Here is a 26,079-nt window from a genome sequence, read left to right on the forward strand (position 1 = left end):
GGGATGGGACCCTGCGCCTCCAGCGGGCATATTTTTGGAACAATGAAGGCTGTGTGGTTTTCGTTCAGGCGGGGGACATGCCGCGCAGGCGTTCGGAGCGGCGGCGCAGCAGTTCGACCACGGTCAGCAGAGCGATGGAGACGATCACGAGGATCGTGGCCACGGCGAGGATGGTCGGGCTGATCTGCTCGCGCAGGCCGGTGAACATCTGCCAGGGTAGTGTTTTCTGACCGGCGGAACCGACGAAGAGCACCACCACGACTTCATCAAAGCTGGTAATGAAGGCGAAGAGACCACCGGAGATGACACCCGGCAGGATCAGCGGCATCTGCACCCGGAAAAAGGTTGTGACCGGCCCGGCGCCCATATTGGCGGCTGCCCTTGTCAGCGAATTATCAAAGCCGACAAGCGTGGCGGTGACCGTGATGATGACAAAAGGAATACCCAAGGCGGCATGCGCCAGCACCACACCCATGTAGGTGCCTTGCAGGCCGATGCGGCTGTAGAAGAAGTACATGCCCGCGGCCGAGATGATCAGGGGCACGATCATCGGGGAGATCAGGATCGCCATAATGGCGCGACGGAAAGGCACGTGGGGCTGGCTGAGCCCGATGGCCGCGAGGGTACCGAAGCTGACGGAGAGCAGGGTCGCCATGGGGGCAATCCGCACCGAGTTTGCCAGTGCGCCCTGCCAATCGGAGTTGGTGAAGAAGTCTTCGTAGTGTTTCAGCGAATAGCCTGCGGGATCAAAGCGCAGCATTTCTGGTGTGAAGGTGAAGAAATCCTCGGCATTGAAGCTGAGTGGCATCACCACGAGGATGGGGGTGATCAAAAAGACCAGGATCGCGCCGCAGATTACGCGGAATGTGTAGTGCCAGAGCACCTGACCGGGCGTGAGATAGGGGGCGACATAGGCGCGGTATCGCCCCTCAAAGAGCCAGAAGGTGAACCAGCCAAAGAACCACCCGAAGAGCAGCCCGATGATGCCTGCGGCCAGTCCGCCCATCAAAAACCCGGCCACGGCAAACAAGGCGGTCAGTGCCCACCGCCCCGGTGCCTCGGCCTTGATGATTTGGGTCAGCAGAAAGGCAATGGCACCCAGAAGGATGGCGCCGCTGATGATGCCGATCAGGGAACTGCCCTGTGCGGTGCCGACAAGGAGACCGGCCACCGCGCCCGCTGCGGCGACAACGGGCACATAGAATGACACGGGCGTGCGGGAGATGGGGGTCAATGCAGCCATGGTCAGCCTCCGAGCTTCACGTTATCGATGCCGACGATCCTGTCGTAGGCCCAGTAGAGGCCCAGCACGACTGCCAGCAGGATTGCCCCAAGCGCGGCAGCCAGACCCCAATTCAAAGAGCTGGAGATGTGATAGGCGATCCGGTTGGAGATAAAGGTGCCCGTCGTCCCGCCCACAAGTTCCGGCGTGATGTAGTAACCGATGGAGAGGATGAAGACGAGGATCGAACCCGCGCCGATCCCCGGTACCGATTGGGGAAAATAGACGCGCCAGAAGGCTGTCCAATTCGTGGCGCCTAAGGATTTCGCCGCACGCAGGTAGCTGGGCGGGATGGTTTTCATCACCGAGTAGAGCGGTAGGATCATGAAGGGCAGTAAGATATGGGTCATCGCGATGATCGTGCCGGTCTGATTGTTGATCAGCGCAAGGCGGCTGTCATCGGCAACCACGCCCAGCCAGACGAGCGTATCGTTGATCACGCCCTGCTGTTGCAGCATGACTTTCCAGGCGGAGGTGCGCACCAGCAGCGATGTCCAGAAGGGCAGGAGCACGAGGATCATCAGCAGGTTCGCCGTGCGCGCGGGCAGGTTGGCGAGGATCCAGGCCACCGGGTAGCCGAGCAATATGCAACTCCCGGTGATAACCAGCGACATGAACAGCGTGCGGATAAAGAGCTTGATGTAGAGCTGTTCGTTGTCAGGGCGCATCTCAGGCCCGTCGGGTGATTTCTTCATATCGACGGCGTTGAGGAAATAGCCCGAGGTGAAATCCGGGCTGTAGGTCTGGATCGTCTGCCAGACGTCAATGCTGTGCCAATCCTTGTCGATCTCCTCAAAGGCCGCCGGGTAGTCCACGGTCTCGAATGTGCCGACGGCGCCCATCGCTTCCAGCAGTTCGGCAGAGCCAGGACCGCCATATCCCGAGACGTCCGGTTCTTGCATCAGGTCGGTGTAGAGCGCGGAATAGACCAGCGCCCAGGGGTCTTCCTTGGCGAGATTGTCTTCGTCTTCATTCTGGACGAAATCGGCAAATATCTCGAAGGTCGCCGCAGTTTGCGGCAGCAGGCCGTCGATTCCCTCGCGCAGCTCAAAGGCAGGCTGGCGGGTGTCTGATTTTTCATCCCACGCGGTCTGGTCAGCAAGCCAGCTGTCGCTGCCCATCAACGCATTCCAGTTTTCGCTGTCCTTCCAGAAGCCATCGAGGTCTTCGAACTGATCCTGATAGACCTCGCCCATATCCTCGACCTTGCGGCCCGATTTACGAAAGAGCGATGATACGCCGGTCAATTCGTAATTCAGACGCGAGCCGAGACGGGTATGCAGCTTGCGTTCCTGCGCGACGAAAATATCTGTGTACAGCGCCTCGAAGACCTCAGATGAAGGCAGTCCACCGGTATCACCGTCCCAATCCGCCAGCAGTGTGGTCGTGCGCGGCAGGGTGTCGGAGACAATCTGGTTCTCCACCGAGCGGAACAGCATATCTGCGATCGGCGCGATAAAGGTCACCAGCACAAAGATCAGCAGCGGCGCGATCAGCATCAGCGCACGTAGTTTTTGACGCCGCAGCGCCCGGTTGAGGCTGGATTTCAGCGTTGTGCCATCGGCGGCCATCATCGGGCCGGAGTTTTGCGTCGCATCTGTCATTCAGGCACCTTCAACCACGATGATCGTGCTCTTTGCCGTGCGATGCCGGATTTTCATCACTTCCTGATAGGCGGGGTCGTTGTAGGCGGCTTTGGCAGCCTCATACGACGGGAATTCGATGACCACATGCCGCTCGTGGCTTTCACCCTCCATCACTTCCGACGGTCCGCCGCGGACGATGAAACGTCCTCCGAGCCCTTCCAGAATGGGCGTGTCCTTGATCACGTATTCCTTGTAGGCCTCCGGATCGGTGACGGTGATATGGCCGATGATGTAGCCTTTGGGCATTGGTCTGTCCTTTTGATGTAGCAGGGGCCACTACGCGGCCCCTGCCTTGGATATCAGTCCCTGAGAGGGGTTATTGTGCCAGCCACGCTTGGAATTTCGCGTCGATGTCGTCGCGATAGTCAGCCCAGAACTCGTAGTTGTAGAGGAACGTGTTCTGCGCGTTGTTGGGATCGGTTGGCATATGGGGTGCCATGTCGATACCCAGATCCGCGTGGGTGGAAACCAGCGGTGCCGACGACGCACGGGCCGGGCCATAGCTGATATACTTGGCCTGATCCGCCAGACGCTGCGTGTCTGTGGCGAAATAGATGTAGTCCAGCGCACGGGCCAGACGTTCCTCGCTCAGACCGGTTGGGATGATCCAGCCGTCCAGATCGAACACCTGCGCGTCCCAGAGCATAGCTACGGGTTGATTTTGCTCTTCGATCACCGAGAACAGACGACCATTGTAGGTCGAGCCCATCACGACTTCGCCGTCTGCCAGCAGCTGTGGCGTGTCGGCACCGGCAGACCACCAGATCACGTCATCCTTAATGGTGGCCAGTTTATCGAGCGCCTGTTGCTGGCCCTCGTCCGTTTCCAGCACGTCATAGACGTCGTCCTTGGCAACACCATCACAGAGCAGAGCCCATTCCATGTTGTTGATCGGGCGCTTTTCCAGCGAGCGCTTGCCGGGATAGGCATCTGTGTCGAAGATGGCGCAGACAGAGGTGGGCGGCGTGTCGCCAACCATATCCGTGCGGTAGCCGAAGGTCGTGGAATAGACGATCTGCGGGATAAAGCAGTCGGAGACCAGCAGGTCACCGAAGTCATCCTCGGCGGAGGTGCCGTCAGGCGCGGCCGCGAGATGCTCGTCCGGGTCGATCTCCATCGCCAGGCCCTCGTCGCACAGACGGATGGCGTCGGCGGCAACCACGTCAACCACGTCCCATGTGACGTTGCCTGCTTCGTTCATCGCGCGCAGCTTGGCCACGGCTTCGGCAGAGGATTCGTCGTTGATGATGTTGATGCCGGTCTTTTCCATGTACGGATTGTGATAGGCTTGTTGCTGCGAATTGGAGTAGGCGCCACCCCAGCTGACAATTGTCATTTCATTGGCCATGTGGCCGTCAGCTGTGGCCATGCCGGCTGCAACTGTCAGCGCGGTAGATGCCAAAAGCGTCTTGGTCAGTTTCATTATAGTCTCCCAATTATATGCCCGTTTGGGTCTTGAGGCAGGTGGCAACGGGCTTGGCCTCCGCCTCTGTCAGATCGTGCCCGTTGCCCGGACACGACAGGTCGTACATCTCAGCCTTCAGGCGTCCAATGCACGGCAATCTTGTGGCAGCCAGCCGATTTCGATCTGCTGACCAGGGGTGAGCCGCTGCACGTCGGGTGCATTACGGGTCTTGATGATGAACTCGTCGGTGCCCGCGACGCGCAGGCGTGTGCGGAAGATGTCGCCCATGTAAATGAATTCCAGCACTTCGGCCTTCAGCGTATGGGCATCCTCGCTCAGACGGTCCTTGTTGTACTCCACCCGCTCCGGTCGGATTGACACACGTGTGCGCTCCCCCGCCGCCGCGACATTCACGGGCTGTGCGTCAATCAATTCACCGCTGTCCAACTCGATGAGCGCCGTCCCGCCCTTGATTTCCTTGACTGTGCCCTCGAGCGTGTTGTTCTCGCCGATGAACTGCGCCACGAAGCTGTTTTCAGGCTCTTCATAGAGCTTGTCGGGCGGGGCCAGCTGCTGAATGCGGCCATCGTCAAAGACGGCAACGCGGTCGGACATGGTCAGCGCTTCGGTCTGGTCGTGTGTCACGTAGACGACGGTGATCCCCAGATCATGCGCCAGCTTGGTAATCTCGAATTGCAAGGTTTCCCGCAGTTGCTTGTCCAGAGCGCCCAGCGGTTCGTCCATCAGCACCAGTTCAGGTTCAAAAACCAGCGCGCGCGCCAGAGCGATCCGCTGCTGCTGGCCACCCGAAAGTTGCGAGGGGCGGCGTCCGGCAAAATCGCCCATCTGCACCATGCCGAGCGCGCGGGTTACCTTTGCCTCGCGGTCCGGTTTGCTCATCTTGCGCACTTCCAGCGGGAAAGAGAGATTTTCAGCCACGGTCATATGCGGAAACAGCGCGTAGTTCTGAAACACCATGCCGATGCCCCGCTTGTGCGGTGGTATGTTGTTGATCGACACCCCATCCAGACGAATATCGCCGTGGGTGGCGGTCTCAAATCCTGCCAGCATCATCAGACAGGTCGTCTTTCCGGACCCCGAGGGGCCAAGCATCGTCAGGAATTCACCTTTGGGCATCGAGAGGTTGAGGTCTTTGACAACGAGATTTTCGCCATCATAACTTTTTTGCACGCGTTCGAATTCGACGAACGCGTCTGCATTGCTAGTGTCGGCCAAGAGTGGCTCCCCATTGTGTCCGGCGGTTTTCCGCACTGATTGCCGCAAATCTAACACGAAGCAACCGATCAGGTGCAAGCGCTTAACTGACAGCTAGCGGTATCATTCCTGATTCAAGGCGATTTGACTGAATGTAGCGCTGGTATTGCGCCGACGTACTGTGAATTTCCGCAATAGTGACAAAATTTCCGGCCAAGCCGCGGTGCAGCGAATCAAGTCAACGGTTTCAGGATGCCGACTTGAGCATGTCCTGTTCTTTCAATTGCGCATAGGTTTCGTCCAGCGCGGTTCGCGCGCGGGTCATGAAAACATCGATATCCTCGGGCTCGATGATCAACGGAGGCGAGATGATCATCCGGTCGCCGACATGACGCATGACCAGGTTGTTCGCAAAACACCGCTCGCGGCACATGTACCCTACGGTCCCCGCGTCGGCCGCGAATTTCGCGCGGCTTTCCTTATGCGGGGTCAGGGGCAGCGACGCCATCATCCCCTTGATCGACAGCCCTCCGACCAACGGGTGCTCGGCCAGCTTTTCAAGACCTGCCCTGAGCGCAGGCGCGCCAACGGTTCGAACACGTTCGATGATGTCTTCTTCCTGCAGAATACGCAGGTTCTCCATCGCCACGGCGGCGGCGACCGGATGGCCGGAATAGGTATAGCCGTGATTGAATTCGGTGGCGCTGATCACCTCGGCAACCTCGTCACAGACGATCGATCCGCCGATCGGCTGGTAGCCGGAACTCAATCCCTTGGCGATGGTCATGATGTGCGGGCGGATACCCATGGTCTGGCTGCCGAACCAGTTGCCGGTGCGTCCAAAGCCACAGATCACTTCGTCGGCGATCAGAAGGATATCGTAGGCGTCGCAGATACGCTGGATTTCCGGCCAGTAGCTCTCGGGCGGGACGATAACGCCACCTGCGCCCTGAACCGGCTCGGCGATGAAGGCGGCAACCTTGTCCTCGCCGAGTTCTATAATTTTGGCCTCAAGCTCCTGCGCGCGGGCCAGGCCGAACGCTTCTGGCGTCATATCACCGCCTTCGGCCCACCAGTCGGGCTGGTTGATGTGGTGGATACCGGGGATTGGCATGCCGCCCTGCGCGTGCATATAGTTCATGCCACCGAGCGACCCGGACCCGACAGACGATCCGTGGTAGGCATTCTTGCGGCTGATGATATGGCTCTTGCCGGGTTTGCCTTTCTCCGCCCAGTAGGTGCGGACCATGCGGATGTTTGTGTCGTTTGCCTCTGATCCCGATCCGGCAAAGAACACATGGTTCAACCCCTCTGGTGCCAGCTTGGCGATTTCCTGCGCCAGGGCGATGGCCGGAACATGGGTCGTCATGAAGAATGTGTTGTAATAGGGCAGCTCCATCATCTGGCGGGCCGCCACCTCGGCCATTTCCTTGCGCCCGTAGCCGATGTTTACACACCACAGGCCGGCCATGCCATCGAGGATCTGATTGCCTTCGCTATCCGTCAGGTAAACGCCCTTTGCCCGCGTGATGACCCGCGCCCCTTTGTCCGCCAGCTCGTCATTCGTGGTGAAAGGATGCATATGGTGTGCTGCATCCAGCGCCTGAAGCTCCGCCGTGGGCATGTGGTTGGTGATTGCGGACATGGGGCACCTGTCAGTTGGAGAGTGTGGCGTGTGGCCGGTGCGGGCAGAATATGATCAAATTATCCAGAGTCAATCGAATCGCTTGGCAGGTGAAGCCGTATCGAGGGACGCCCGGATCTGCAGCATTCCCTGATGCACGTCTTCTGCCATGGCTGTCGCCGCCGCCTCCGCATCGCGGGCGCGCAAAGCCACCAGCAGGTCCGCGTGTTTGTCCGGCAGGTTCAGCGTGCCGTAGCGACCGCAGACAACGCGCAGCGATGGCGCAAAACGCAGCCACAGCCGATCTACAGTGGCACTCAGGATTGGGGCTTGTGCGATCTCATAGAGCGTTGCGTGAAACTGGTAATTATGGGTCAGGTATCCCGGAATATCACCTTGTGAAATGGCAGTATTCAGCGCATCATCCTGCGCCTTGAGGCTGCTCAGATCCTCGTCTTTCACGCGTACCGTGGCCAGCCTTGCCAGCTGTGGTTCCAGAGATTGTCGCATGAAATCAAGCTGTTCGATGCAGCTCTCCGTCAGTTCCGGGACAATCACACGCCGATTTCCCAGCATGCTCAGCGCCCCGCCGGAGATCAGTCTGCGAATGGCTTCGCGCACCGGCGTCATCCCGGCGTCAAGATCGTCGACCAGACCCTGAATGGTCACGGCCTGCCCCGGTGCCAGATCACCAAAGAGAATGCGCGCGCGCAGCAGTTCGTAGACATGCTGGTGGGCGGGCAGTTTTGCCGCGTTTGGCGGCGTGTCGGATGCCGGATTTCTAAGCACTTCTATGATCCGTCCCTCCTCCTGGTTGGCCGATAAGGTCTGATGTCTTGCACAGCCTGTGATCGCGTGAAAGCATAAAGCATCTTGCCGAATGGGGCAAAACTTGATCAAATTCACCGAAACCGGGGCAAACCCGGACGGTATCAACGGGAGTATGAAATGAAAAAGCTCATGCTGAGCAGCGCAGCCCTTGCGCTCTGCACGACGGCGACCTTTGCGGATGAAGTGCGGGTCTATAACTGGTCGGACTACATTGACGAAGCATTGCTTGAAAAGTTCGAGGCCGAGACCGGCATCGATCTCATCTACGACGTTTTCGACAGCAACGAGGTGTTGGAAACCAAGCTACTGGCGGGCGGTTCGGGCTACGACGTGGTGGTGCCGACGGGCACCTTTCTCGCCCGTCAGATTCAGGCCGGTGTGTTCCAGCCGCTCGACAAGTCAAAACTGCCCAACATCGGCAATATGTGGGACGTGATCGAAGAACGGACAAAGCAGTATGACCCTGACAACGGATATTCGATCAACTACATGTGGGGCACCACAGGCCTTGGCGTGAATGTTGGCAAGGTGCAGGAAATACTGGGCGCGGACGCCCCCATTGCGTCACTTGGCCTGATCTTTGACCCGGGCAACATGGAAAAGCTGGCCGCCTGTGGCGTGCACTTCCTGGACGCCCCGACCGAGATGATCCCCGCTGCGCTGACCTATGTGGGTGAGGATCCGGACGCCAAGGATGCCGAAGCGCTGGAGAAGGCCGAGGCGGCACTGACAGCCGTCCGTCCGTATATTCAGAAATTCCACAGTTCCGAATACATAAACGCGCTGGCCAATGGGGATATCTGCGTGGCGTTTGGCTGGTCGGGCGATATCCTTCAGGCGCGCGACCGTGCCGCCGAAGCCGAGAACGGGGTTGAGATCGCCTATAGCGCCCCGAACGAAGGCGCGCTGATGTGGTTTGACCAAATGGCCATCCCTGCCGATGCGCCGAACCCGGAAGCCGCACACACCTTCTTGAACTTTATCATGGACGCGCAGAACATGGCGGATGCGTCGAACTACGTCTACTACGCCAACGGCAATGCGGCCTCCAAGGAATTCCTGGTCGAAGACGTGATCGGCGACACGGCGATCTATCCCGATGAGGCGGCGCTGCAGAACCTCTATACGGTGACCACATGGGGCCCGCGCGAACAGCGCACCCTGACCCGGACATGGACCCGGATCAAATCGGGCACATGAGCCAGACAACCGGGCGCGGCAGTCCTGCGCCCGGCCTTTTTCGGGAATGCGCCATTGGCTGAAACAGTTTTTGCCCCTTGGGATGATCCCAATGAGAAACCGCTGATCCGGTTTCAGAATGTCACAAAACGCTTTGGCGAATTTGTCGCCATCGACGATCTGACACTCGACATCTTCGAAAAGGAGTTCTTTGCGCTGCTGGGTCCGTCTGGTTGTGGCAAGACCACGATGATGCGCATGCTCGCCGGGTTCGAGACAGTGAGCGAGGGCAGCATCGAACTGGCCGGGCAGGACATCGCCGCCGTGCCGCCGAACAAGCGCGCGGTGAACATGATGTTCCAGTCCTACGCGTTGTTTCCGCATCTCAGCGTCTATGAAAACATCGCCTTTGGGCTCCGGCGCGGCAACATGCCGAAACATGATCTCGACGCGCGGGTGACCGAGATGCTCAAGCTGACCCGGCTCGAGAAATTTGCCCGTCGCAAACCGCACCAGATTTCCGGGGGGCAGCGGCAGCGCGTCGCCCTGGCCCGTAGTCTTGCCAAGGCGCCCAAGCTTTTGTTGCTGGACGAGCCGTTGGGCGCGCTGGACGCAAAACTGCGGCAGGCCACGCAGTTCGAGCTGATGGACATTCAGGAAAAGACCGGCACCACCTTCGTGATCGTGACCCATGATCAGGAAGAGGCCATGACCGTCGCCAGCCGCGTGGCGGTCATGGACGAAGGCCGGGTGATGCAGGTGGCGACACCCGAGCGGATTTATGAAGCGCCGGAAAGCGTCTATGTCGCTGATTTCATTGGCGATGTGAATATAGTGTCCGGCCAGTCAACGCCAATGGGTGAGGACCGCTACCACATCTCTTGGACCGAGGGACAGCAGCCCCTGGTTGCTGCATCCGACCGTCCATTCACCGACGGACAGTCGTGCCACTTGGCAGTACGGCCTGAAAAAATCGCAATCAGTGCCGAACGGCCTCCGAATGTGGACAACGCCGTTCAGGGCACGGTGCTGGATATCGCCTATCTGGGCAATCTCAGCACCTACTACGTCGAGCTACCCGGCGGACAGATCATCAAATCGCAGACTGCCAATACCCGCCGCATATCGCGTCGGAGTTTTACTTGGGAAGACACCGTCTGGGTGTCCTGGACGGCAACTGCGGGCGTTTTGCTGGCGCAATGAAATTGAAACCGGACAGTAAAGGGGAGGGGACATGCAACGATTTGCGCTGATCGCCATTCCCTATGCCTGGTTGCTGGCCCTTTTCCTGATCCCCTTCGTGATCGTCTTCAAGATTTCCTTGTCCGATATCGCGCTGGCAATCCCCCCGTACACACCGACGCTCAGCGACGGTGTCGGCCCTTTCTTTTCGGCTCTGGATTTTGAGAACTTCGCCTTTCTGGCGTCTGATGATCTCTATTGGAAAGCTTACGTCAGTTCGCTCCGTATCGCGGCGATTTCAACCATTCTGACGCTGCTGGTGGGGTATCCCATCGCCTATGCGATGGCGCACGCGCCGGAAGAATGGCGCCCGACGCTGATGATGCTGGTGATCCTGCCGTTCTGGACGTCGTTCCTGATCCGGGTTTACGCGTGGATGGGTATCCTCAGTCAGGAAGGCTTCCTGAACCAGTTTTTGCTGTGGGCAGGGCTGATCGACGCGCCGCTGACCATCCTTAACACCACGACTGCCGTCTACATCGGCATCGTCTATACCTATGTGCCGTTCATGATCCTGCCGATCTTTGCGGCCCTCGACCGGCTGGACGGGTCCCTGATCGAAGCGGCCGAAGACCTCGGATGTTCGCGGCTGCAGGCCTTCTGGCTGGTTACCATTCCCCTGTCCAAAAACGGGATCATCGCGGGCAGCTTCCTTGTCTTCATCCCGGCTTTGGGCGAATTCGTCATCCCGTCCTTGCTGGGGGGATCGGGCACTTTGATGATCGGCAAGGTGCTCTGGGAGGAATTCTTTAACAATCGTGATTGGCCAGTGGCCAGCGCGGTTGCCGTTATCCTGCTGCTGATCCTGATCATCCCTATCGTTCTGTTCCAGCGCAACCAGCAACGGCAGGCGGAGGAGGAGGCATGAACAGGCTCAGCTGGTTCAATGTCACGTCGCTGACGTTGGGGTTCGCCTTTCTCTACCTGCCGATGGTCATTCTGGTCCTTTATTCGTTCAACGAAAGCAAACTGGTGACCGTCTGGGCGGGGTTCTCGACCAAATGGTACGGCGAGTTGCTCCAGAATGAAGCGTTTCTGGATGCCGCCTGGGTCACGATCAAGGTCGCGGTCCTGTCCTCCACCTTTGCCACCGTTCTGGGCACGATGGCGGCCTATGTGCTTGTGCGCGGAGGGCGGTTTCTGGGGCGCACCCTCTTTTCCGGGATGATCTACGCACCGCTGGTGATGCCCGAGGTGATCACCGGGCTGTCACTGCTGCTGCTCTTTATCGGCATCGGGTTGGATCGCGGTGTGCTGACCATCGTGCTCGCCCATACTACATTCTCAATGTGTTATGTTTCGGTCGTGGTGTCCTCCCGCCTGATGACCTTTGACCGATCCCTGGAAGAGGCGGCGCTTGATCTCGGGTGTTCCAGTTTCGATGCGTTCCGTCTGGTGACCCTGCCGATCATCGCCCCCGCAGTGATTTCCGGCTGGTTGCTGGCTTTCACGCTCAGCCTTGATGATCTGGTGATCGCCTCCTTCACCGCCGGCCCATCAGCCACCACGTTGCCGATCAAGATTTTCTCGGCGGTCAGGCTGGGTGTTTCGCCTGAAATCAATGCGTTGTCGACCATCATGATCGGGATTGTCACCGTGGGGGTGATCAGCGCGTCGCTGATTTCCAAACGCAACAGCCTGCGCCAGCAGAGAGATGAGCAGGCTGCGGCGCGCACCGCATGACCCGCATCTTTTCAGATTACGCTTATGGTCCCGGCCCGCGCATGGGATGCTGGTGGGATGACACCTGCGAGATACCAGATCGCCCCGCGGTGCAAGGGTCCCTGACGGCGGAGGTTGCAATCATCGGTGCGGGGTTCACCGGTCTCTCCGCAGCGCTGCACTTAGCCAAGGCTGGTGTTGATGTCGTTGTGCTGGAGGCAGAATTTCCCGGTTGGGGCGCCTCCGGCCGGAACGGGGGCTTTTGCTGCTTGGGCGGAAGCATGCTGGATGATGCGGCCCTTGATGCGAGGTTTGGCGCGTCCGGACGTCTCGAGTTCCGCGCAGCTGAAAAGGCATCGGTGGATCTTGTGGCGGATCTGATCGATGCATTGGGTCTGGATGTGGACCGGCACTCCAACGGCGAAACCGAACTGGCGCATCGTCCCAAGGACATGGAAGACCTGCGCAAAAAAGCCGCCGGGACAGAAGAAAACTATGGCGTCTCGCCGCAGTTGATCGAGAAAGCAGATCTTGCAACGGCGGGCATGGGTGGTCCGTTTTTCGGAGCACTGACCATTCCAATTGGTTTTGGTTTGAATCCGTTAAAGTACCTGACAGGTCTTGCCGCTGCTGCAGTTGCATCAGGGGCGCGGATTTACCACCATAGCTCTGTTCGCCAGCTGCAGTCATCTGCGCGGCACTACCAACTTGAAACCGATTTAGGGTGCGTGACCGCCCAGCATGTGATCGCCGCAACCAACGGGTACGCGTCAGAACATCTGCCAAAGGAAATTGCCGGGCGCTATATGCCGGGGCAATCCAATGTCCTGGTGACACGGCCACTCAGCGATGCAGAGATCGCAGAACAAGGCTGGCATAGCGATCAGATGAGCTACGACACGCGCCACCTGCTCCACTATTTTAGACTGATGCCGAATCGGCGGTTTCTGTTTGGTATGCGTGGTGGTTTGATGACTGGACCTGCAGCCGAAAATCGTGCGAGGGATCGGATCAGGCGGGACTTTACGAGATTGTTCCCGGCTTGGGCGCAGGTCGAAGCAACTCATATGTGGTCTGGCATGGTCTGCCTCGCACGCAATCGTCTACCGTTTGTTGGCGAGCTCCGGCCTGAATCGGGGCTGTGGGCAGGTATGTGTTACCATGGGAATGGCATTGCAATGGGGACATTGAGTGGCTCAATCCTTGCAGACTGTATCCTTGGCGAGGAATCGAAAATCTATCCAGTAGCGATGCGAACCCCGTTGGCAAGATTTCCATTTGGTCGCGCGAGGCGGGTGATCATGCCTCCCGCTTACGCGGGCCTCATGCTGTCTGATCGGATGTAGCTTCTGCCGGCTCACGTAGGGCCGTAACGTCCTCCGCAGTGACTGCTGACCCGCCTTCAAGAATGAAGACCGTCGCTGCTCCCTGACGTCGTGCCTCGGTGATCTTCGAGTATGTCTCAGCAGAGTTGACGCCTATTGTTTGGCCCGCCACGCGGCTTTCCACTTTGAAGCTGTAAAGCCCCGGCGGAAATTCCGTTCCATCATCAGCAATGCCCATCCATTCCACGGGGTCCGAACCAATGTCAATTTGCTTACGATGCACCTCTTCTCCGTCGGCATCATAAGCGACCAGGACAGCTTCATCTGCGCCCGCTTCAGATTTCGGAATCACGGTGACCGGTGATCCATCAAAGGAAACAGGAGCAGTTGTACGAGCCTCCATGCCAATCCAACCCGCAATCTGTGAAATGCTGCCCGCCGACATCTGTGCACTCAGCGCCTGCAGCAGATCGTTGGATAGAACCTGCTGCTCCACCATGGAGAACTGGGCCAGTTGCGCCGCATATTCAGACGAATCAATCGGTTCCAGCGGATCTTGATATCGGGCTTGTGCCGTGAGCATTTGCAGAAATGTCTCGAAATCCGAGGACAAGACAGCGTTGGACTGTTCACTTGCTGCCGCTGTCCGGGCTGCGTTTTGCGTTGCCTGAGTGCTTGTGACTTCCATATCGGTTCTCCTTAAAGCCGCAAATCCACCCCGGTCGACGGGGCCATATTTATTGGAGTGGCGGGGTCCTCTTGCTGCTCACCCACAACCGAATGTGCGGGATTTGAAGCGCTCTCATCGCTGTTTGTTCCAGCATCTTGCTCCGATTGACCCTCATTGAAGGCGAAGTTGATACTCTCGTATCCAAGTGCCTGGAACTCGCGGCCAAGCAGATCAATATGCCGTCGCATCAAATCGAGCGTTTCGGGGCGTTCCGCAAGAACATGAACAGTTATGCCCCCCTCTGCCGTAGAAATGCTCAGCCGAACCCGGCCAAGTTCCTCTGGATTAAGCGAGAGTTCCACCGGCCGATCCGGTAAACGCTGCAGGATTTCGGCAATTTGACGACCAATCATGCCGGGTGTCTCCGGCCGGGACAGTGTCTGTGCAAGGGTGTTTGGCGCCACGCTCCGTGGATCCCAAGACGTTGGTGTATCCACATCTCCTATTGGAGGCATGGCGACATCAAGAGAGGACGTGTCGGACTGGGCCGTCAGCGGTATGATTGGTTGAGGCGCTGTCGGAACCTGTGTTGTCGCCATCGTTACAGACGGCTTGGCATTGGTGTTCTGCTGTACTGCAACGTCTTTCGGTGCGCGGTCTCTTTCTGCATCAGCTTTTGTGCGTGCCTCCGCCCGTGGACCGATTGCCTCAATGTCTACTTTCCTTTGAGGAATGGATGTGGCGGGTGCTGTTGTTTCAAGCGCCTGCGCGGTTTTGGAAGAGGCTGTTGTCGCTGCAGAGCCATCAACATCAGTTTGAATTGCGATGACTTTCGGCACGCTGTTACTACCCGTCTCTGGGGCTGGCGTCACGTTTGCTTTCCCAGCTTGCAGGATCACAGGCTGCGTGCTCGCTTCTCTCGCCACAGGCGGTGCGGAAACAGTTTTTGAATCATCGGTCGCCGTTGACTTCTGTTCCGTGAAGACGCGCTGCGCAAAGACAAGCTCGCTTGTTGCTGCACCGCCCTTCTGCGCTCCTTTTTCTGCTGCGACCTTGTCTTCTGTTCCGGTTTTAGGCGACCGAACAGGCAGTTCCTCCTCCGGCAAAGCTTCTGCTTCGAAAGTCACAACAGGGTCTGCTTCTTCGGCCTCAGCCTCTCGCGATTTCTCACTCGCGGCGGAGTTCTCTTCTGGCGCGGGGCTTCTCGCGGTATCGTCTTCGCTTGCTGATTTTGTCTCCTTCTCAGCATCGGACGCATATGCCGATTCGAAATCAGGTTCTGATCGATCCCGATCATCTTTCATTTTCGGATCATCTGCGACACCTGACTTTTCAGTACGATTAGCCTTCGCAGATGGCTGCATAGATAGGATTTCAAGCACAAGCGCCTCCGGGACTTCTTCCACGTTCCGCGAGCTTTATGACATTGGATAGTTACCGCATCTTTACCGATTTGGCGCATGGTTCAGAAAAATAGTTGCAATTGGAGACACCTGTCATGCCAGCAATACCCCCGGTTGGATCACAGCCGACGACCACATCCCACCAGGATCAGGCTTTGCGTGAAGTTGCGCAAAAACTTGAGGCAAGCTTTCTGGCAGAAATGTTGAAATCCGCAGGGTTAGGTAAAACCAGCGATCATTTTGGCGGGGGTGCAGGTGAGGATCAATTCGGATCGTTTCTGCTGCAGGAACAAGCGATGCAGATGGTCAAGGCTGGCGGCATCGGCTTAAGCGAATCACTGTTTCACGCATTGAAGGAGAGACAAAATGACGGATGAACATTTCGAGGACGTGATCGACGCGTTGGATGACGTTCTGGAGGCCGAGCGTGCTGCGTTGCTGATAGGCGACCTCGATGAAATTGGCCGCTTGTTGGAGCGCAAAGAATCGCTGATCGACCAGCTTGCCGCTTTGGAAGAGGCAGATCGCGCGCCTTTGGAAGCCCTGAACGCGAAGGTCATGCGCAATCAAGCGCTCTTGGACAACGCGCTGGAGGGTATTCGGACGGTTGCGCGCAGGCTCGCCGCGCTGAGGCGTGTTCGTAGCTCGCTCGAAACCTATGATGAAAAGGGTGAACGCCGCACAATCGACGTGACACCTGATGGCGCTGTTGAAAAGCGTGCCTGAGGTGGGATTTGAATAAAAACCGAATGACAGGGGCTGATCGACTTAAGCAGTCATTAGCCTTTGTCCGGGCATGTTGGCGATGCATCCGAGGTCGGGTGGCGCGTCGTCAGATATAGGCGATTGCATTGGTCAGAAAGACAGTTTCGTCCCCGCGTGAAGACGCCGGGGCACAATCCACGCAAAGCGTGAATGATCAAAGGAACATGCTTATGTCGAGCATTCTTACCAACAACAGCGCCATGGTCGCGCTGCAGACCCTGAAATCCATCAATATGAACCTGGGCAAAGTCCAAAGCGAAATTTCCACAGGTAAGACAGTGGAAAGCGCCAAGGACAATGCTGCCGTTTGGGCGATCTCCAAAGTCATGTCTTCGGACGTCGCTGGCTTTGAAGCCATTTCCGACTCGCTGGCTTTGGGTCAGGCGACTGTCGGTGTTGCACTGAACGCATCGGAAAGCATTACTGACCTGCTGACCGAAATCAAAGGCAAGATCGTCAACTCTCAGGAAGAGAACGTCGACCGCGCCAAGATCCAGACGGATATCGAAGCGCTGACCAACCAGATCGGTTCGATTGTTGGTGCCGCTCAGTTCAACGGTCTGAACCTGCTGAATGACGATGGCATTGCTCTGGAAGACCAGACATCCAACATCCTGTCTTCGCTTGACCGCGCCAGCGATGGTACGGTGACATCTGGCGAAATCAGCGTGAGCCGGTCCAACCTTGGGACCAATAATGCATCTCTCGATGCGACGGCTACCTTCACTGCTGGCGGAGCAGCTGTCGGCGGTGCGGCTACCGCAAACCTTACTACCGTCGGGACCTCGGTCGTCAATCAAACCATGTTGGTTGCTGGCACTGGTATCACCGATCTCGCTGGTGCGGCATTCGAAGTACAAATCGCTGGTGCCGGTACTTATGCGGGCAGTGACTTTGACACCGGTGGTAGCATTGCTGCGGCGGAAATCGTTTATACTGCGCAAGAAGGTGACACTGCTGCTGATGTGGCTGCCGGCCTTGCTGCAGCCTATGCGGTCTATGCGTCCGCAAACGGTTTGGACACTGAGGCCCTCAATGTCGAAGCGAGTGGCAACGATCTTGTTTGGACTGCGACCAACACAACTGCTGCCAACAACTACAGCATCAACGTAAACGTCGTTGACTCGGATGGCACCGGTGATGGTAACACACGCGCAGGTGCTCTTGCGGCACTGAGCGGGATTGACGTGACAACGGATGACGGCGCCGAAAGCGCGCTGACTGCGATCGAGGGTCTGATCCAGACGTCGATCGATACGGCCGCCGAGCTGGGTTCCACAGGCAGCCGGATCGAAACGCAAGCTGACTTTGTTAGCAAGCTGACCGACCGTCTGACCTCGGGCATCGGCGCTCTGGTGGACGCAGACATGGAAGCGGCCTCGGCCAAGCTTCAGGCGCTGCAGACACAGCAGCAGCTGGGTGTTCAGGCCCTGTCGATTGCCAACCAGGCACCGCAGACTCTCCTGTCGCTCTTCCGTTAAGCGATACCTCAGGGGCGCGGAACTTCGCGCCCCTGAACCAAATTCCCAGTTTCCAATGAAGGTTGTATCGTGAACGCTTACGCACAAGCCCAGAGCGCATACGCGCCCGCAGCGGCTCCGACCAGAACGGCCCGCAGTGCAGAATATGAAGTCATCGCCCGCATTTCTCATCGTTTGAAGAAGGCGATTAGATCGGACGATTTTTCGTCTCTGGCTGAGGCATTGTACGAAAACAACAAACTTTGGACAGCGCTTGCCGTCGACGTAATGGACGAAAATAATCTTCTTCCAGATGAGTTACGTGCCAAGATTGTATACTTGGCGGAGTTCACACGGCTGCACACCCAAAAAGTACTCCGCAAACAAGAGACGGCTATCCCGTTGTTGGAGATAAACGCGATGATCCTGGGCGGTCTTAAGCAGGAAGGAGACGCGAAATGAGTGGCCTCGTCTTGAAGCTGAGCCCAAAAGAGCGTGTTTTGATAAACGGTGTCGTTATCGAGAATGGCGATCGTCGTAGCCGGCTCGCAATTATGACGCCTGGTGCAAACATTTTGAGATTGCGCGATGCAATCCACCCGGAAGATGCCAAAACGCCGGTAAAGCGCGTATGCTTTGCAGTACAATTGGTTCTATCCGGCGATAAGAGCCCGGAGGAGGCGCATCTTCCACTGCTACGTCAAATTGAAGAGTTGAGCCAAGTCTTCACTGACTCCGATAGCCGCAATGTGCTGGCCGAAGCGACACGCGGCCTTGTTGAGAAGCAGCACTACCGGGCGCTAAAATCACTGCGTGCGTTGCTCCCACGTGAGGAGCGACTTTTAGCGGCAAGGATGAACTGATGTTTTCTCCCGTCATTCCTTCAGCAGGCCTAGCAGGCTGGCGCTTTCTCCAGAGAACCTACGATTCCCAATTGGAGAGCTTCTCCAATTCCGCTCAGATTACACGGAACACAGATTACTTTCTGGAAAACATCGGTGATGTGAAGACCGCTGAGGACCTTACCTCAGATCGAAGACTGCTTGAAGTCGCCCTTGGCGCATTCGGGATTCAAGACGACATTGAAAACCGCTTCTTTATTAAAAAAATCTTGGAAGAAGGAACGACAGCGAACGATTCACTGGCAAACAGGTTTTCTGACAATCGCTACAAGGAGTTTTCCGAAGCTTTTGGTCTGGGGCCTGGTGAAGACCGGCAAATTGGAAAGAGTGGTTTTGCTGAAAGCATTGTCGCTCGGTTTCGCGAAAGTAGTTTCGAAGTTTCTGCTGGGCAGCAAAATGATTCGATGCGGGTTGCGCTTTATGCGCAACGAGTTCTGGGCGAACTAGCGAGCCCACCACAGAAATCAGATGAGCGTATTGCCGCAGAAGCTGTGTCCGCAGCGGTGTCAGACTTTGCTTCTTCGGTTGCAGATGATGTGGAGTACTATCAGGACAACATAGGCTTGATTGAAACAGCTGATGACCTTCTGGATGATCCAAGACTCCTCAAAATGACACTCGGCGCATTTGGTCTGCAGGACGACTATGAGGCAATCGTTTCATTTGAGCCCAGCGCCGAAACACCAGTGAGTCCGGAGCGGGAAAAGATCAAAAATGTCTTGGAAGAAGGCAGTATCTCCGTTGTTGCATTTGCTAACGAATTGGACAATCCAGCCTATGCCGAACTCTCCCGTGCCTTTGGCTTTGGCATTGCAGAGGACTTTCAGGCGCGCCGAAGCGGGTTCTCGACGCGGATCAGCGATCAGTACATCGAGCAGAACTTCGAATGGCCCAACGCCATAATATATGACCAGCCGGTAAAAGTTGTGAATGGTGCGTTTGAACTGGAACCATTCAGATCAGACGATATGTCGAACGATGCTAAGTGGTTTACGATCATGGGTGAGCCGCCCCTTCGCAACCTTTTCGAAACAGCGTTTAACTTGCCAAGTGAAGTTGGTCAAATTGACATCAACCAGCAGTTGACGGTTTTCAAAGAGCGCGCCCAGTCTATTTTTGGGAGCGATCAAGTAAACCAGTTCTCGGAACCTGAGGCGCTGGATGAGTTGATTACACAATATATTGTCCGATCTCAGTTGTCTTCTTTCAGCAGTGGTGCAACTTCAGCCTCACTAGCTTTGACACTTCTTCAAGCGTAGTCAGCAACTTCAAGCTGCGGATGTTGGCCTAACGCTTTGCCCCGCGCCCGCAGGTCCAGCGGGAACTCGCACGCGCCTGAGAATGAGTTCCAATTGAGTAAAGCTGTTCTCTATGCTTTGTCTTTCAACTTTGGCCAAGAACCCGTCCAAGTCCGACCAAACTTGCATCGCAGCATCAATCTCAGGATCACTTCCCACGGAGTAAAGGCCGGCCCGGATCATCATTGCATTGTTGTCGTACACAGATAGTAGATGCCGAGCCTTGGCGATGGAACTGTTTTGCTGATCAGTTGCTGCAGCTGGCAAGCTTCTTGATACGGACCTCAGGACATCGATTGCTGGATAGCGACCACGTTCGGCAATGATCCGATCAAGGATGACATGGCCATCCAAAACGCCGCGCAAAATGTCAGCGATCGGTTCATCCATGTCTGAACCCGCCACAAGAACACTGAAAACGCCAGTAATATCACCCTGACTATTCTGACCTGGTCCTGCGCGCTCGCAAAGCGACATAATTAAATGTGCGGTGGATGGCGGGAAACCACGCAAAACCGGCGCTTCTCCAGCCGCCACCGCAACTTCGCGGTGTGCTTCGGCAAACCGCGTAATGGAATCCGCCAGCAGTAAAACCGACTTTCCCTGATCGCGAAAATGCTCGGCCACCGACATTGCGGCCCAAGCACATCGACGTCTTATCAACGGCGATTGATCTGAGGTAGCGCAGACGACAATGGCCCGTTTTAAGCCTTCCTTGCCGAGAACTTCCTCGATGAAATGACGCAGTTCGCGCCCGCGTTCGCCAATCATGGCAATAACGACAATGTCAGCTGTCATATTTTGTGCCAGATGGCCCAAAAGGCTCGATTTCCCAACACCGGAACCAGCAAAGAGGCCGATTCGCTGACCGCGAACAATGGGAAGCATAGTGTTCAATCCTGCCATCCCAGTATTCAACCTCTCTCCCATGGCACGGCGTGCGCCCGGATCGGGTGGCGCGCGCCGCAGCGCACGTGCCGTGACCCCTCTCAACAATGGTTTGCCGTCCAGTGGGTTGCCAAATGGGTCGATTGTGCGACCTACCCAAGCGTTTGAAGGAGCGATTCCCCGCGCCTCAAGCAATGCTGCCCGATCTTGCAGTGCAACGCCTTCGGGTGCCTGATCAGGCAACAGTACCAGCAGGTCTCCATCGAGCTGCAGCACTTCTCCAGATAACGGCTCGCCTTGGCGGTAGACGACAACGAGATCGCCAATGCGTGCTTTTCCAGCAAGACCGGCGACGTGGATCACCCCGCCCTCGACACGGACGACACGGCCAATGGCGCGTACCGGGTTCAGTTCAGTGATCTGGGCAGTCAGCCCGTCGAAGGGAATTGGCTGGTTCATGGCAATCCTTTGGTATTCGCACACTCTTTCTAAAGGAATCAGAGTTAAGCCTTGATGAAACCGTTCGAGGGAGAAGCCCCGATGTTCAAAAATTTGGAAGTCTTCAAGATTTCACATGCAATGGCCGTACACGCGGGCCAGAAGCAGGCAGTTGCCGCACAGAATGTGGCCAACTCTGACACGCCTGAATACAAGGCGCGTGACGTCGCACCCTTTGCAGAGACATACAAAAGTAATGCCTCTTTGGGCGATGCTGCTGGCCAACGAGCGACGCGTGCTCTTCACCTGAATGGCGCAGTGAGCGGGCAGACCGTCGACCCGACAATTGATGAAAGTGCGATTGCCTCACCAAACGGTAATACCGTTTCGCTTGAAGGTGAGATGTTGAAATCGCTCGACGCCAAGCGGCAACATGACCGGGCTCTTGCGATCTACAAGTCTTCTCTTGGCATTCTGCGCGCCACATTGAGTCGTCAGTAGGGAGAACGTATCATGAACGATTTCGCAAAGGCACTCAGTGTCACATCCAGCGGTTTGAAAGCTCAAGCAACACGTTTGCGCCACTTGGCGGAGAATATCTCCAATGCGGATACCCCTGGATATCGTCGAAAACTGGTCCCGTTTGAGACTTCTTTCAACGCAGGAAGCGGTGTCTCCATGGTTGAAACAGGACGTGTGCAACTGGACCGGTCAACGCTCGAACGGGTGTATGACCCCGCGCATCCAATGGCGGGGGACGATGGTTACTTTGATAGTTCGAATGTCGACTTGATGATTGAACTTGGTGACGCGCGCGAAGCGCAGCGAAGCTACGAAGCAAACCTGAAAGTATTTGAACAGACACGGAAAATGTCCAGCGGTTTGATGGACCTGCTGAGAAAGTAACTATGACTAAGACAGCCTGAATGGCTGCGTGACTTCAAGGAGATCCAGAATGGATATGAAAGCTGTATCGGCAATTCAAAGGTTTACAGACGCGCGATCTGTATCTGCGATTGAAAGCTACACGCAGGCGCGTCCTGCCACGGAGCCCTCGCCCGAAGAAACGACCGTCGCGGAAGCTGCGACCAAGGTGGCAGTAGATTTCGCACAAACACTCGCTGAAAGCGAAGAGGTCGCCAAAACCTCAATGATCGGAGATGCCGATCCGCATGCGCTTGTTCAGGCGTTGGCCCAGACTGAGCTTGCGGTCGAGGCTGCTGTGACCGTCCGCAACAAAGTGGTAGAAGCCTACCAGGAAATTCTGCGGATGCCCGTCTAAGATGCTGGATGAAGTCCTCTTCTTTGACACCTTGCGGCAGGGGTTGTGGATCGCGGTGATCATATCCATCCCGATCCTGACAGCCGCCCTTGTCACTGGCGTCTCGATTGGGTTGGTGCAGGCGCTGACATCCATTCAGGAAATGACGTTGACGTTCGTGCCGAAACTCGCCGCGATTGTGATCGTCTTCTGGATTTCAATGGGATTCATGACGCAAACGCTCGTTTCGTTTTTCCACAATCGCATCATCCCGTTGATCATCGGAGGTTGACATGGACAACTCTGGATACACCACTCTGACCCGCCAATCCGGTCTTATGCGCGAGATGCGAATTGTTGCGAACAATATCGCAAATGCAGCAACGACCGGCTACCGCCAGGAAGGTCTTGTCTTTTCAGAATACGTTCAATCAATAGATGGCGCCTCCAGTCTCTCAATGGGGCAAGGCAATGTGCGCCAGACATCTTTTCAGCAAGGAACTTTGACGCAGACCGGGGGAACGTTTGACTTTGCAATTGAAGGTGACGGATTTTTCCTTGTTGAAACACCGGCAGGGGAACGCCTGACCCGGTCCGGAGCTTTTTCGCCGAATGAGCAAGGCGACCTTGTCACAATGGATGGCTACCGGGTGCTGGATGCCGGTGGTGCGCCTGTCTTTGTTCCACCGGGTGCGGCCGATATTGCCGTTTCCGCTGACGGCACGATTTCCAGCGAAGGAGATCCAATTGGGCAGATTGGCATGGTTCAACCGTTGAACTCTCGGGAAATGGTCCGCGAAGACGGGGTGATGTTCCGCGCCGACGAAGGATACGAACCTGCAGAAGGAGCGAGGGTTCTGCAGCGATTTGTCGAAAGCTCGAACGTCGACCCAGTTCTGCAAATTACTCGAATGATCGAAGTTCAGCGCGCCTATGAACTCGGCGCGAGCTTCCTTGAGGCCGAAGACGAACGTGTTCGTCAAGCCCTTCGGGCGATGTCCCAGTAAACCATATCAAAGCAGGAGATGCATTATGCGTGCCCTTAAGATTGCAGCTACCGGAATGAGCGCCCAGCAAATGCGGGTCGAGACGATTTCGAACAACCTCTCCAACATGAGCACAACCGGGTATAATGCCCGCCGTGCCGAGTTCGCCGATCTGCATTACCAGCAACAGACACGGCCCGGAACAATCAGCGCCACAGACGGGACGGTCATGCCCACGGGCGTGCAGCTCGGCCTTGGTGTTCGCCCGGCGGCGGTCTCCGTGCAATTGCAGCAAGGCTCGCTGAGCCAGACGGGAGGCGATCTTGATTTGGCAATTGAGGGCAAAGGCTATCTTGAGGTGACATTGCCATCAGGTCTGACAGCATACACGCGAGATGGCGGGCTAAAGAGGACTGGTGAAGGTCTCATCGTGAATTCCGACGGATTCCCAGTCGAGCCACAGATCGTCATTCCGGATGATGCGCGCAGTATCTCGATCAACGCTTCGGGCGAGGTCTATGCCTACTTCGCAGATTCGCCGGACGCTCAGCTTCTGGGGCAGTTCAACATGACAGGCTTCACGAATGCAAAGGGCCTTGAAGCGCTTGGCGGCAATCTGTTCGCCGAAACCGAAGCATCCGGTCCGCCACTCGTTTCCACTCCAGGAGAAGATGGCTTGGGAACTGTGCGGCAGGGATATCTGGAAGATAGTTCCGTTGATGCTGTTCGAGAAATTACGGAGCTGATCGAAGCGCAACGCGGTTACGAGATGAACGCGAAGGTTATCTCAGCCGCAGACCAGATGATGGGCGCAACGACGCAAATCCGATGATCCGTTTGCTGATTTCCCTGCTGGCCTTGAGCACGACGAGCCATGCCTTGGCCGACACTGTCGTCCCAACTCGAACTATTCGAGCCAACGCGATAATTACGGAAGTCGACGTCGGAACCAGGGCAGGCCAAGTGGCCAACGGATTCGACCGCGTGACAGATGTAATTGGGCAAGAGGCAAGAACAACGCTGTATGCCGGTCGGCCCATTCTCATCGACGACATTGGTCCGCCTGCGTTGGTTGCACGCAATCAGATTGTTTCTATTCGATTTGAAGCGTCTGGTTTGATCATAACAACCGAAGGTCGGTCTCTTGAGCGCGGAGGCGTGGGGGATCGGGTACGGATCATGAATCTGACATCTCGCGCCACGCTTTTTGGGCAAGTTCAGCCTGATGGATCCGTAAAGGTCAAACAATAGAGGTACCTGATGACTCTTCAAAAATGCACTGCCATTGCTTTTGTAGCCCTTGTTGCTGCTTGCGGTCGGATGGACCACCTCGGTAAACCGCCGTCATTCACTTCTGCTCAGGCTACGACTGAGCATAACGCGATGATGTCACCAGGGCTTCCTTTGCGGGCAGATGCCAAGGGCCCGACGGAGCGTGCTTCGCTATGGTCTGGAGCCAGGCAATCTCTGTTGGGTGACCGTCGGGCGGTGCAACAAGGTGATATTTTAACGGTTGTTGTTGAAATCGACGAAGAAGCGGAAATCTCAAATGCGACAGATCGGTCCAGATCAGGGTCTGAAAGCCTAGGCATCCCGGGATTATTCGGCCTACCTCAACGCATTGATGAGCGTTTACCGGATGGGGCTTCCACAGCGGAAGCGGTCTCAATCAACTCCAGTTCCTCTTCTTCCGGGGATGGATCTGTAAAGCGCAATGAGAAGTTGACCTTGCGTGTGGCAGCAACGGTCGTCGACGTCCTTCCAAACGGCGTTCTATCGATTTCCGGCAGTCAAGAACTCCGTGTTAACTTTGAAATGCGTGAACTGCTGGTCACTGGATATGTGCGCCCAGAAGACATTTCACGTCAGAACGAGATTACATATGATAAAATCGCCACCGCGCGCGTTTCCTACGGCGGACGTGGTCAAATCACCGACGTTCAACAGCCGCGGCTGGGTCAGCAAGTCCTCGACGGCATTCTGCCCTTCTAAAAGGAATTGGATATGAAAAAGCTGCTCCCGATTATCATGTTGTTGGTGGGTTCCGGGGCTGGCGTCGGCGCGGGAATCTTTCTGCGACCAGCGCCTACCGAAGAGGAAATGGCTGCGCAGGCAGGAAGCGTCGAGGCATCGGAGGAAGCGGATGCTGAAAAAGCTCAAAGCGATCACGAAGACAAACCGCATGGGAAAGACGGTGAACCGTCAGATGGCATGGAATACGTTCGATTGCCAAATCAGTTCGTCGTCCCATTGGTCGATAATGAACGCATCTCCGCAATGGTTGTTATGGCGCTAAGTGTCGAAGTTGCGACGGGTTACGGAGAAGACGTGTTCGAGAAAGAGCCAAAACTTCGCGACGGATTTCTAAGAGTCCTCTTCGACCATGCAAGCATCGGGGGGTTCGATGGTGCCTTCATTAACAATGAAAACCTTGATGTCGTAAGACGCAAGCTCAAGGCAGTCGCTCAAAATGTTATGGGCCAGAACGTCGCCAATGATGTGCTAATTTTTGAAATTGCACGTCAGGATTATTGATTACTATCGCGAGCCGCCTGAGCTCTTTGACTGATATCGTAAACTAATAAACCCGCAGCTTG

At 56.4% G+C, this 26,079-nt stretch carries 30 protein-coding genes; 20 read left to right on the top strand and 10 right to left on the bottom strand.

Annotation, left to right across the window (positions count from 1 at the left end; genetic code table 11):
• Positions 1–64: 64 nt before the first annotated feature.
• From Q1A52_RS05025 to Q1A52_RS05055, 7 genes are all read right to left on the bottom strand, one after another.
• Positions 65–1,243: an ABC transporter permease gene (locus tag Q1A52_RS05025; RefSeq protein WP_300011668.1), complete on the bottom strand. Its 1,179-nt coding sequence runs from the start codon at positions 1,241–1,243 to the stop codon at positions 65–67.
• 2 nt (positions 1,244–1,245) lie between these two features.
• On the bottom strand, positions 1,246–2,886 hold the full coding sequence (locus Q1A52_RS05030) for an ABC transporter permease (protein ID WP_300011671.1): 1,641 nt from the start codon (positions 2,884–2,886) through the stop codon (positions 1,246–1,248).
• Positions 2,887–3,174 carry a DUF1330 domain-containing protein gene (locus Q1A52_RS05035; protein WP_299826037.1) on the bottom strand — a complete coding sequence of 96 codons (288 nt, stop codon included), beginning with the start codon at positions 3,172–3,174 and terminating at the stop codon, positions 2,887–2,889. It lies immediately after the preceding gene.
• A 70-nt stretch (positions 3,175–3,244) separates the two neighbouring features.
• Positions 3,245–4,351 carry an extracellular solute-binding protein gene (locus Q1A52_RS05040; protein ID WP_299779826.1) on the bottom strand — a complete coding sequence of 369 codons (1,107 nt, stop codon included), beginning with the start codon at positions 4,349–4,351 and terminating at the stop codon, positions 3,245–3,247.
• Positions 4,352–4,468: 117 nt separating this feature from the next.
• Positions 4,469–5,569: an ABC transporter ATP-binding protein gene (locus Q1A52_RS05045; protein WP_300011675.1), complete on the bottom strand. Its 1,101-nt coding sequence runs from the start codon at positions 5,567–5,569 to the stop codon at positions 4,469–4,471.
• Between the two features lie 226 nt (positions 5,570–5,795).
• Positions 5,796–7,193, bottom strand: coding sequence for an aspartate aminotransferase family protein (locus tag Q1A52_RS05050; RefSeq protein ID WP_300011678.1), 1,398 nt, complete (start codon positions 7,191–7,193; stop codon positions 5,796–5,798).
• Between the two features lie 69 nt (positions 7,194–7,262).
• Entirely contained in the window at positions 7,263–7,961 is a 699-nt protein-coding gene (locus Q1A52_RS05055) for a GntR family transcriptional regulator (protein ID WP_300011680.1), read from the bottom strand.
• A gap of 159 nt (positions 7,962–8,120) precedes the next feature.
• Here Q1A52_RS05055 and Q1A52_RS05060 point away from each other — a divergent pair, with 159 nt between their 5' ends.
• Genes Q1A52_RS05060 through Q1A52_RS05080 form a run of 5 tightly spaced genes read left to right on the top strand, consistent with a single transcriptional unit; the run spans position 8,121 to position 13,432 of the window.
• Entirely contained in the window at positions 8,121–9,203 is a 1,083-nt protein-coding gene (locus Q1A52_RS05060) for a polyamine ABC transporter substrate-binding protein (RefSeq protein WP_300011683.1), read from the top strand.
• A 54-nt stretch (positions 9,204–9,257) separates the two neighbouring features.
• Entirely contained in the window at positions 9,258–10,385 is a 1,128-nt protein-coding gene (locus Q1A52_RS05065; RefSeq protein WP_300011686.1) for an ABC transporter ATP-binding protein, read from the top strand.
• Between the two features lie 31 nt (positions 10,386–10,416).
• On the top strand, positions 10,417–11,292 hold the full coding sequence (locus Q1A52_RS05070) for an ABC transporter permease subunit (RefSeq protein WP_300011689.1): 876 nt from the start codon (positions 10,417–10,419) through the stop codon (positions 11,290–11,292).
• Positions 11,289–12,107: an ABC transporter permease gene (locus tag Q1A52_RS05075; protein WP_299826051.1), complete on the top strand. Its 819-nt coding sequence runs from the start codon at positions 11,289–11,291 to the stop codon at positions 12,105–12,107. Before Q1A52_RS05070 ends, Q1A52_RS05075 begins: the two co-directional genes overlap by 4 nt.
• Positions 12,104–13,432 (top strand): FAD-binding oxidoreductase, encoded by a 1,329-nt coding sequence (locus Q1A52_RS05080; RefSeq protein WP_300011692.1) that lies wholly within the window; start codon positions 12,104–12,106, stop codon positions 13,430–13,432. The genes Q1A52_RS05075 and Q1A52_RS05080 overlap by 4 nt, the downstream gene beginning before the upstream one ends.
• Here the strand turns inward: Q1A52_RS05080 and Q1A52_RS05085 are convergent.
• Together Q1A52_RS05085 and Q1A52_RS05090 are read right to left on the bottom strand one after the other, a co-directional pair.
• The gene (locus Q1A52_RS05085; RefSeq protein ID WP_299826055.1) at positions 13,410–14,099 is read right to left on the bottom strand and encodes a flagellar hook capping FlgD N-terminal domain-containing protein; all 690 of its coding nucleotides are present in this window, start codon (positions 14,097–14,099) and stop codon (positions 13,410–13,412) included. The genes Q1A52_RS05080 and Q1A52_RS05085 overlap by 23 nt on opposite strands.
• Positions 14,100–14,110: 11 nt before the next feature.
• Positions 14,111–15,463, bottom strand: coding sequence for a flagellar hook-length control protein FliK (locus tag Q1A52_RS05090; protein ID WP_300011696.1), 1,353 nt, complete (start codon positions 15,461–15,463; stop codon positions 14,111–14,113).
• Between the two features lie 116 nt (positions 15,464–15,579).
• On the opposite strand from Q1A52_RS05090, the gene Q1A52_RS05095 reads away from it, so the two are divergent.
• The 6 genes from Q1A52_RS05095 to Q1A52_RS05120 all read left to right on the top strand — a co-directional run bounded on the left by Q1A52_RS05095 (position 15,580) and on the right by Q1A52_RS05120 (position 19,870).
• Positions 15,580–15,861, top strand: a complete 282-nt coding sequence (locus tag Q1A52_RS05095; RefSeq protein WP_300011699.1) for a rod-binding protein — start codon at positions 15,580–15,582, stop codon at positions 15,859–15,861.
• Positions 15,851–16,210, top strand: coding sequence for a flagellar export chaperone FlgN (gene flgN, locus Q1A52_RS05100; protein ID WP_300011701.1), 360 nt, complete (start codon positions 15,851–15,853; stop codon positions 16,208–16,210). Before Q1A52_RS05095 ends, flgN begins: the two co-directional genes overlap by 11 nt.
• A 209-nt stretch (positions 16,211–16,419) precedes the next feature.
• The gene (locus Q1A52_RS05105; protein ID WP_300011704.1) at positions 16,420–17,730 is read left to right on the top strand and encodes a flagellin; all 1,311 of its coding nucleotides are present in this window, start codon (positions 16,420–16,422) and stop codon (positions 17,728–17,730) included.
• A 69-nt stretch (positions 17,731–17,799) separates the two neighbouring features.
• Positions 17,800–18,171, top strand: coding sequence for a flagellar biosynthesis regulator FlaF (flaF, locus tag Q1A52_RS05110; RefSeq protein WP_299779802.1), 372 nt, complete (start codon positions 17,800–17,802; stop codon positions 18,169–18,171).
• Entirely contained in the window at positions 18,168–18,572 is a 405-nt protein-coding gene (gene flbT / locus Q1A52_RS05115) for a flagellar biosynthesis repressor FlbT (RefSeq protein ID WP_299779800.1), read from the top strand. Before flaF ends, flbT begins: the two co-directional genes overlap by 4 nt.
• On the top strand, positions 18,572–19,870 hold the full coding sequence (locus Q1A52_RS05120) for a DUF1217 domain-containing protein (protein WP_300011709.1): 1,299 nt from the start codon (positions 18,572–18,574) through the stop codon (positions 19,868–19,870). The genes flbT and Q1A52_RS05120 overlap by 1 nt, the downstream gene beginning before the upstream one ends.
• Before the next feature lie 9 nt (positions 19,871–19,879).
• On the opposite strand, the gene Q1A52_RS05125 is transcribed toward Q1A52_RS05120, so the two are convergent.
• Entirely contained in the window at positions 19,880–21,256 is a 1,377-nt protein-coding gene (locus Q1A52_RS05125) for a FliI/YscN family ATPase (protein WP_300011712.1), read from the bottom strand.
• 81 nt (positions 21,257–21,337) lie between these two features.
• On the opposite strand from Q1A52_RS05125, the gene Q1A52_RS05130 reads away from it, so the two are divergent.
• From Q1A52_RS05130 to Q1A52_RS05170, 9 genes are read left to right on the top strand one after another with little or no spacing between them, the layout of a single operon-like run.
• Positions 21,338–21,736: a FlgB family protein gene (locus Q1A52_RS05130; RefSeq protein WP_299826065.1), complete on the top strand. Its 399-nt coding sequence runs from the start codon at positions 21,338–21,340 to the stop codon at positions 21,734–21,736.
• A gap of 12 nt (positions 21,737–21,748) precedes the next feature.
• Positions 21,749–22,141 carry a flagellar basal body rod protein FlgC gene (flgC, locus tag Q1A52_RS05135; protein ID WP_299779793.1) on the top strand — a complete coding sequence of 131 codons (393 nt, stop codon included), beginning with the start codon at positions 21,749–21,751 and terminating at the stop codon, positions 22,139–22,141.
• Between the two features lie 49 nt (positions 22,142–22,190).
• Entirely contained in the window at positions 22,191–22,517 is a 327-nt protein-coding gene (gene fliE, locus Q1A52_RS05140) for a flagellar hook-basal body complex protein FliE (protein WP_299826068.1), read from the top strand.
• A gap of 1 nt (position 22,518) precedes the next feature.
• A complete protein-coding gene (locus tag Q1A52_RS05145) occupies positions 22,519–22,788 on the top strand; it encodes a flagellar biosynthetic protein FliQ (RefSeq protein ID WP_300011716.1) in 270 nt (89 codons plus the stop codon).
• A gap of 1 nt (position 22,789) precedes the next feature.
• The gene (locus Q1A52_RS05150) at positions 22,790–23,503 is read left to right on the top strand and encodes a flagellar hook-basal body complex protein (protein ID WP_299779787.1); all 714 of its coding nucleotides are present in this window, start codon (positions 22,790–22,792) and stop codon (positions 23,501–23,503) included.
• Between the two features lie 25 nt (positions 23,504–23,528).
• Positions 23,529–24,314 carry a flagellar basal-body rod protein FlgG gene (flgG, locus tag Q1A52_RS05155; protein WP_299779785.1) on the top strand — a complete coding sequence of 262 codons (786 nt, stop codon included), beginning with the start codon at positions 23,529–23,531 and terminating at the stop codon, positions 24,312–24,314.
• Positions 24,311–24,733 carry a flagellar basal body P-ring formation chaperone FlgA gene (gene flgA / locus Q1A52_RS05160; RefSeq protein WP_300011719.1) on the top strand — a complete coding sequence of 141 codons (423 nt, stop codon included), beginning with the start codon at positions 24,311–24,313 and terminating at the stop codon, positions 24,731–24,733. Before flgG ends, flgA begins: the two co-directional genes overlap by 4 nt.
• A 9-nt stretch (positions 24,734–24,742) precedes the next feature.
• The gene (gene flgH, locus Q1A52_RS05165) at positions 24,743–25,474 is read left to right on the top strand and encodes a flagellar basal body L-ring protein FlgH (RefSeq protein WP_300011723.1); all 732 of its coding nucleotides are present in this window, start codon (positions 24,743–24,745) and stop codon (positions 25,472–25,474) included.
• A 12-nt stretch (positions 25,475–25,486) separates the two neighbouring features.
• The gene (locus Q1A52_RS05170) at positions 25,487–26,017 is read left to right on the top strand and encodes a flagellar basal body-associated protein FliL (RefSeq protein ID WP_300011726.1); all 531 of its coding nucleotides are present in this window, start codon (positions 25,487–25,489) and stop codon (positions 26,015–26,017) included.
• Positions 26,018–26,079: the final 62 nt, after the last annotated feature.

It is taken from the genome of uncultured Roseobacter sp. (genome assembly GCF_947488185.1).
In the GTDB taxonomy this organism is placed as follows: domain Bacteria; phylum Pseudomonadota; class Alphaproteobacteria; order Rhodobacterales; family Rhodobacteraceae; genus Roseobacter.

Excerpts from the sequence above, each read along its gene's own strand:
- Q1A52_RS05060 (WP_300011683.1), top strand. The coding sequence starts at position 8,121 with ATGAAAAAGCTCATGCTGAGCAGCGCAGCCCTTGCGCTCTGCACGACG.
- Q1A52_RS05170 (WP_300011726.1), top strand. The coding sequence starts at position 25,487 with ATGAAAAAGCTGCTCCCGATTATCATGTTGTTGGTGGGTTCCGGGGCT.
- Q1A52_RS05095 (WP_300011699.1), top strand. The coding sequence starts at position 15,580 with ATGCCAGCAATACCCCCGGTTGGATCACAGCCGACGACCACATCCCAC.
- flgC (WP_299779793.1), top strand. The coding sequence starts at position 21,749 with ATGAACGATTTCGCAAAGGCACTCAGTGTCACATCCAGCGGTTTGAAA.
- flgG (WP_299779785.1), top strand. The coding sequence starts at position 23,529 with ATGCGTGCCCTTAAGATTGCAGCTACCGGAATGAGCGCCCAGCAAATG.
- Q1A52_RS05120 (WP_300011709.1), top strand. The coding sequence starts at position 18,572 with ATGTTTTCTCCCGTCATTCCTTCAGCAGGCCTAGCAGGCTGGCGCTTT.
- Q1A52_RS05050 (WP_300011678.1), bottom strand. The coding sequence starts at position 7,193 with ATGTCCGCAATCACCAACCACATGCCCACGGCGGAGCTTCAGGCGCTG.
- Q1A52_RS05035 (WP_299826037.1), bottom strand. The coding sequence starts at position 3,174 with ATGCCCAAAGGCTACATCATCGGCCATATCACCGTCACCGATCCGGAG.
- Q1A52_RS05085 (WP_299826055.1), bottom strand. The coding sequence starts at position 14,099 with ATGGAAGTCACAAGCACTCAGGCAACGCAAAACGCAGCCCGGACAGCG.
- flgH (WP_300011723.1), top strand. The coding sequence starts at position 24,743 with ATGACTCTTCAAAAATGCACTGCCATTGCTTTTGTAGCCCTTGTTGCT.
- flbT (WP_299779800.1), top strand. The coding sequence starts at position 18,168 with ATGAGTGGCCTCGTCTTGAAGCTGAGCCCAAAAGAGCGTGTTTTGATA.
- Q1A52_RS05125 (WP_300011712.1), bottom strand. The coding sequence starts at position 21,256 with ATGAACCAGCCAATTCCCTTCGACGGGCTGACTGCCCAGATCACTGAA.
- Q1A52_RS05070 (WP_300011689.1), top strand. The coding sequence starts at position 10,417 with ATGCAACGATTTGCGCTGATCGCCATTCCCTATGCCTGGTTGCTGGCC.
- Q1A52_RS05105 (WP_300011704.1), top strand. The coding sequence starts at position 16,420 with ATGTCGAGCATTCTTACCAACAACAGCGCCATGGTCGCGCTGCAGACC.
- flgA (WP_300011719.1), top strand. The coding sequence starts at position 24,311 with ATGATCCGTTTGCTGATTTCCCTGCTGGCCTTGAGCACGACGAGCCAT.
- Q1A52_RS05075 (WP_299826051.1), top strand. The coding sequence starts at position 11,289 with ATGAACAGGCTCAGCTGGTTCAATGTCACGTCGCTGACGTTGGGGTTC.
- Q1A52_RS05080 (WP_300011692.1), top strand. The coding sequence starts at position 12,104 with ATGACCCGCATCTTTTCAGATTACGCTTATGGTCCCGGCCCGCGCATG.
- Q1A52_RS05025 (WP_300011668.1), bottom strand. The coding sequence starts at position 1,243 with ATGGCTGCATTGACCCCCATCTCCCGCACGCCCGTGTCATTCTATGTG.
- Q1A52_RS05030 (WP_300011671.1), bottom strand. The coding sequence starts at position 2,886 with ATGACAGATGCGACGCAAAACTCCGGCCCGATGATGGCCGCCGATGGC.
- Q1A52_RS05145 (WP_300011716.1), top strand. The coding sequence starts at position 22,519 with ATGCTGGATGAAGTCCTCTTCTTTGACACCTTGCGGCAGGGGTTGTGG.
- Q1A52_RS05040 (WP_299779826.1), bottom strand. The coding sequence starts at position 4,351 with ATGAAACTGACCAAGACGCTTTTGGCATCTACCGCGCTGACAGTTGCA.
- flgN (WP_300011701.1), top strand. The coding sequence starts at position 15,851 with ATGACGGATGAACATTTCGAGGACGTGATCGACGCGTTGGATGACGTT.
- Q1A52_RS05150 (WP_299779787.1), top strand. The coding sequence starts at position 22,790 with ATGGACAACTCTGGATACACCACTCTGACCCGCCAATCCGGTCTTATG.
- fliE (WP_299826068.1), top strand. The coding sequence starts at position 22,191 with ATGGATATGAAAGCTGTATCGGCAATTCAAAGGTTTACAGACGCGCGA.
- Q1A52_RS05130 (WP_299826065.1), top strand. The coding sequence starts at position 21,338 with ATGTTCAAAAATTTGGAAGTCTTCAAGATTTCACATGCAATGGCCGTA.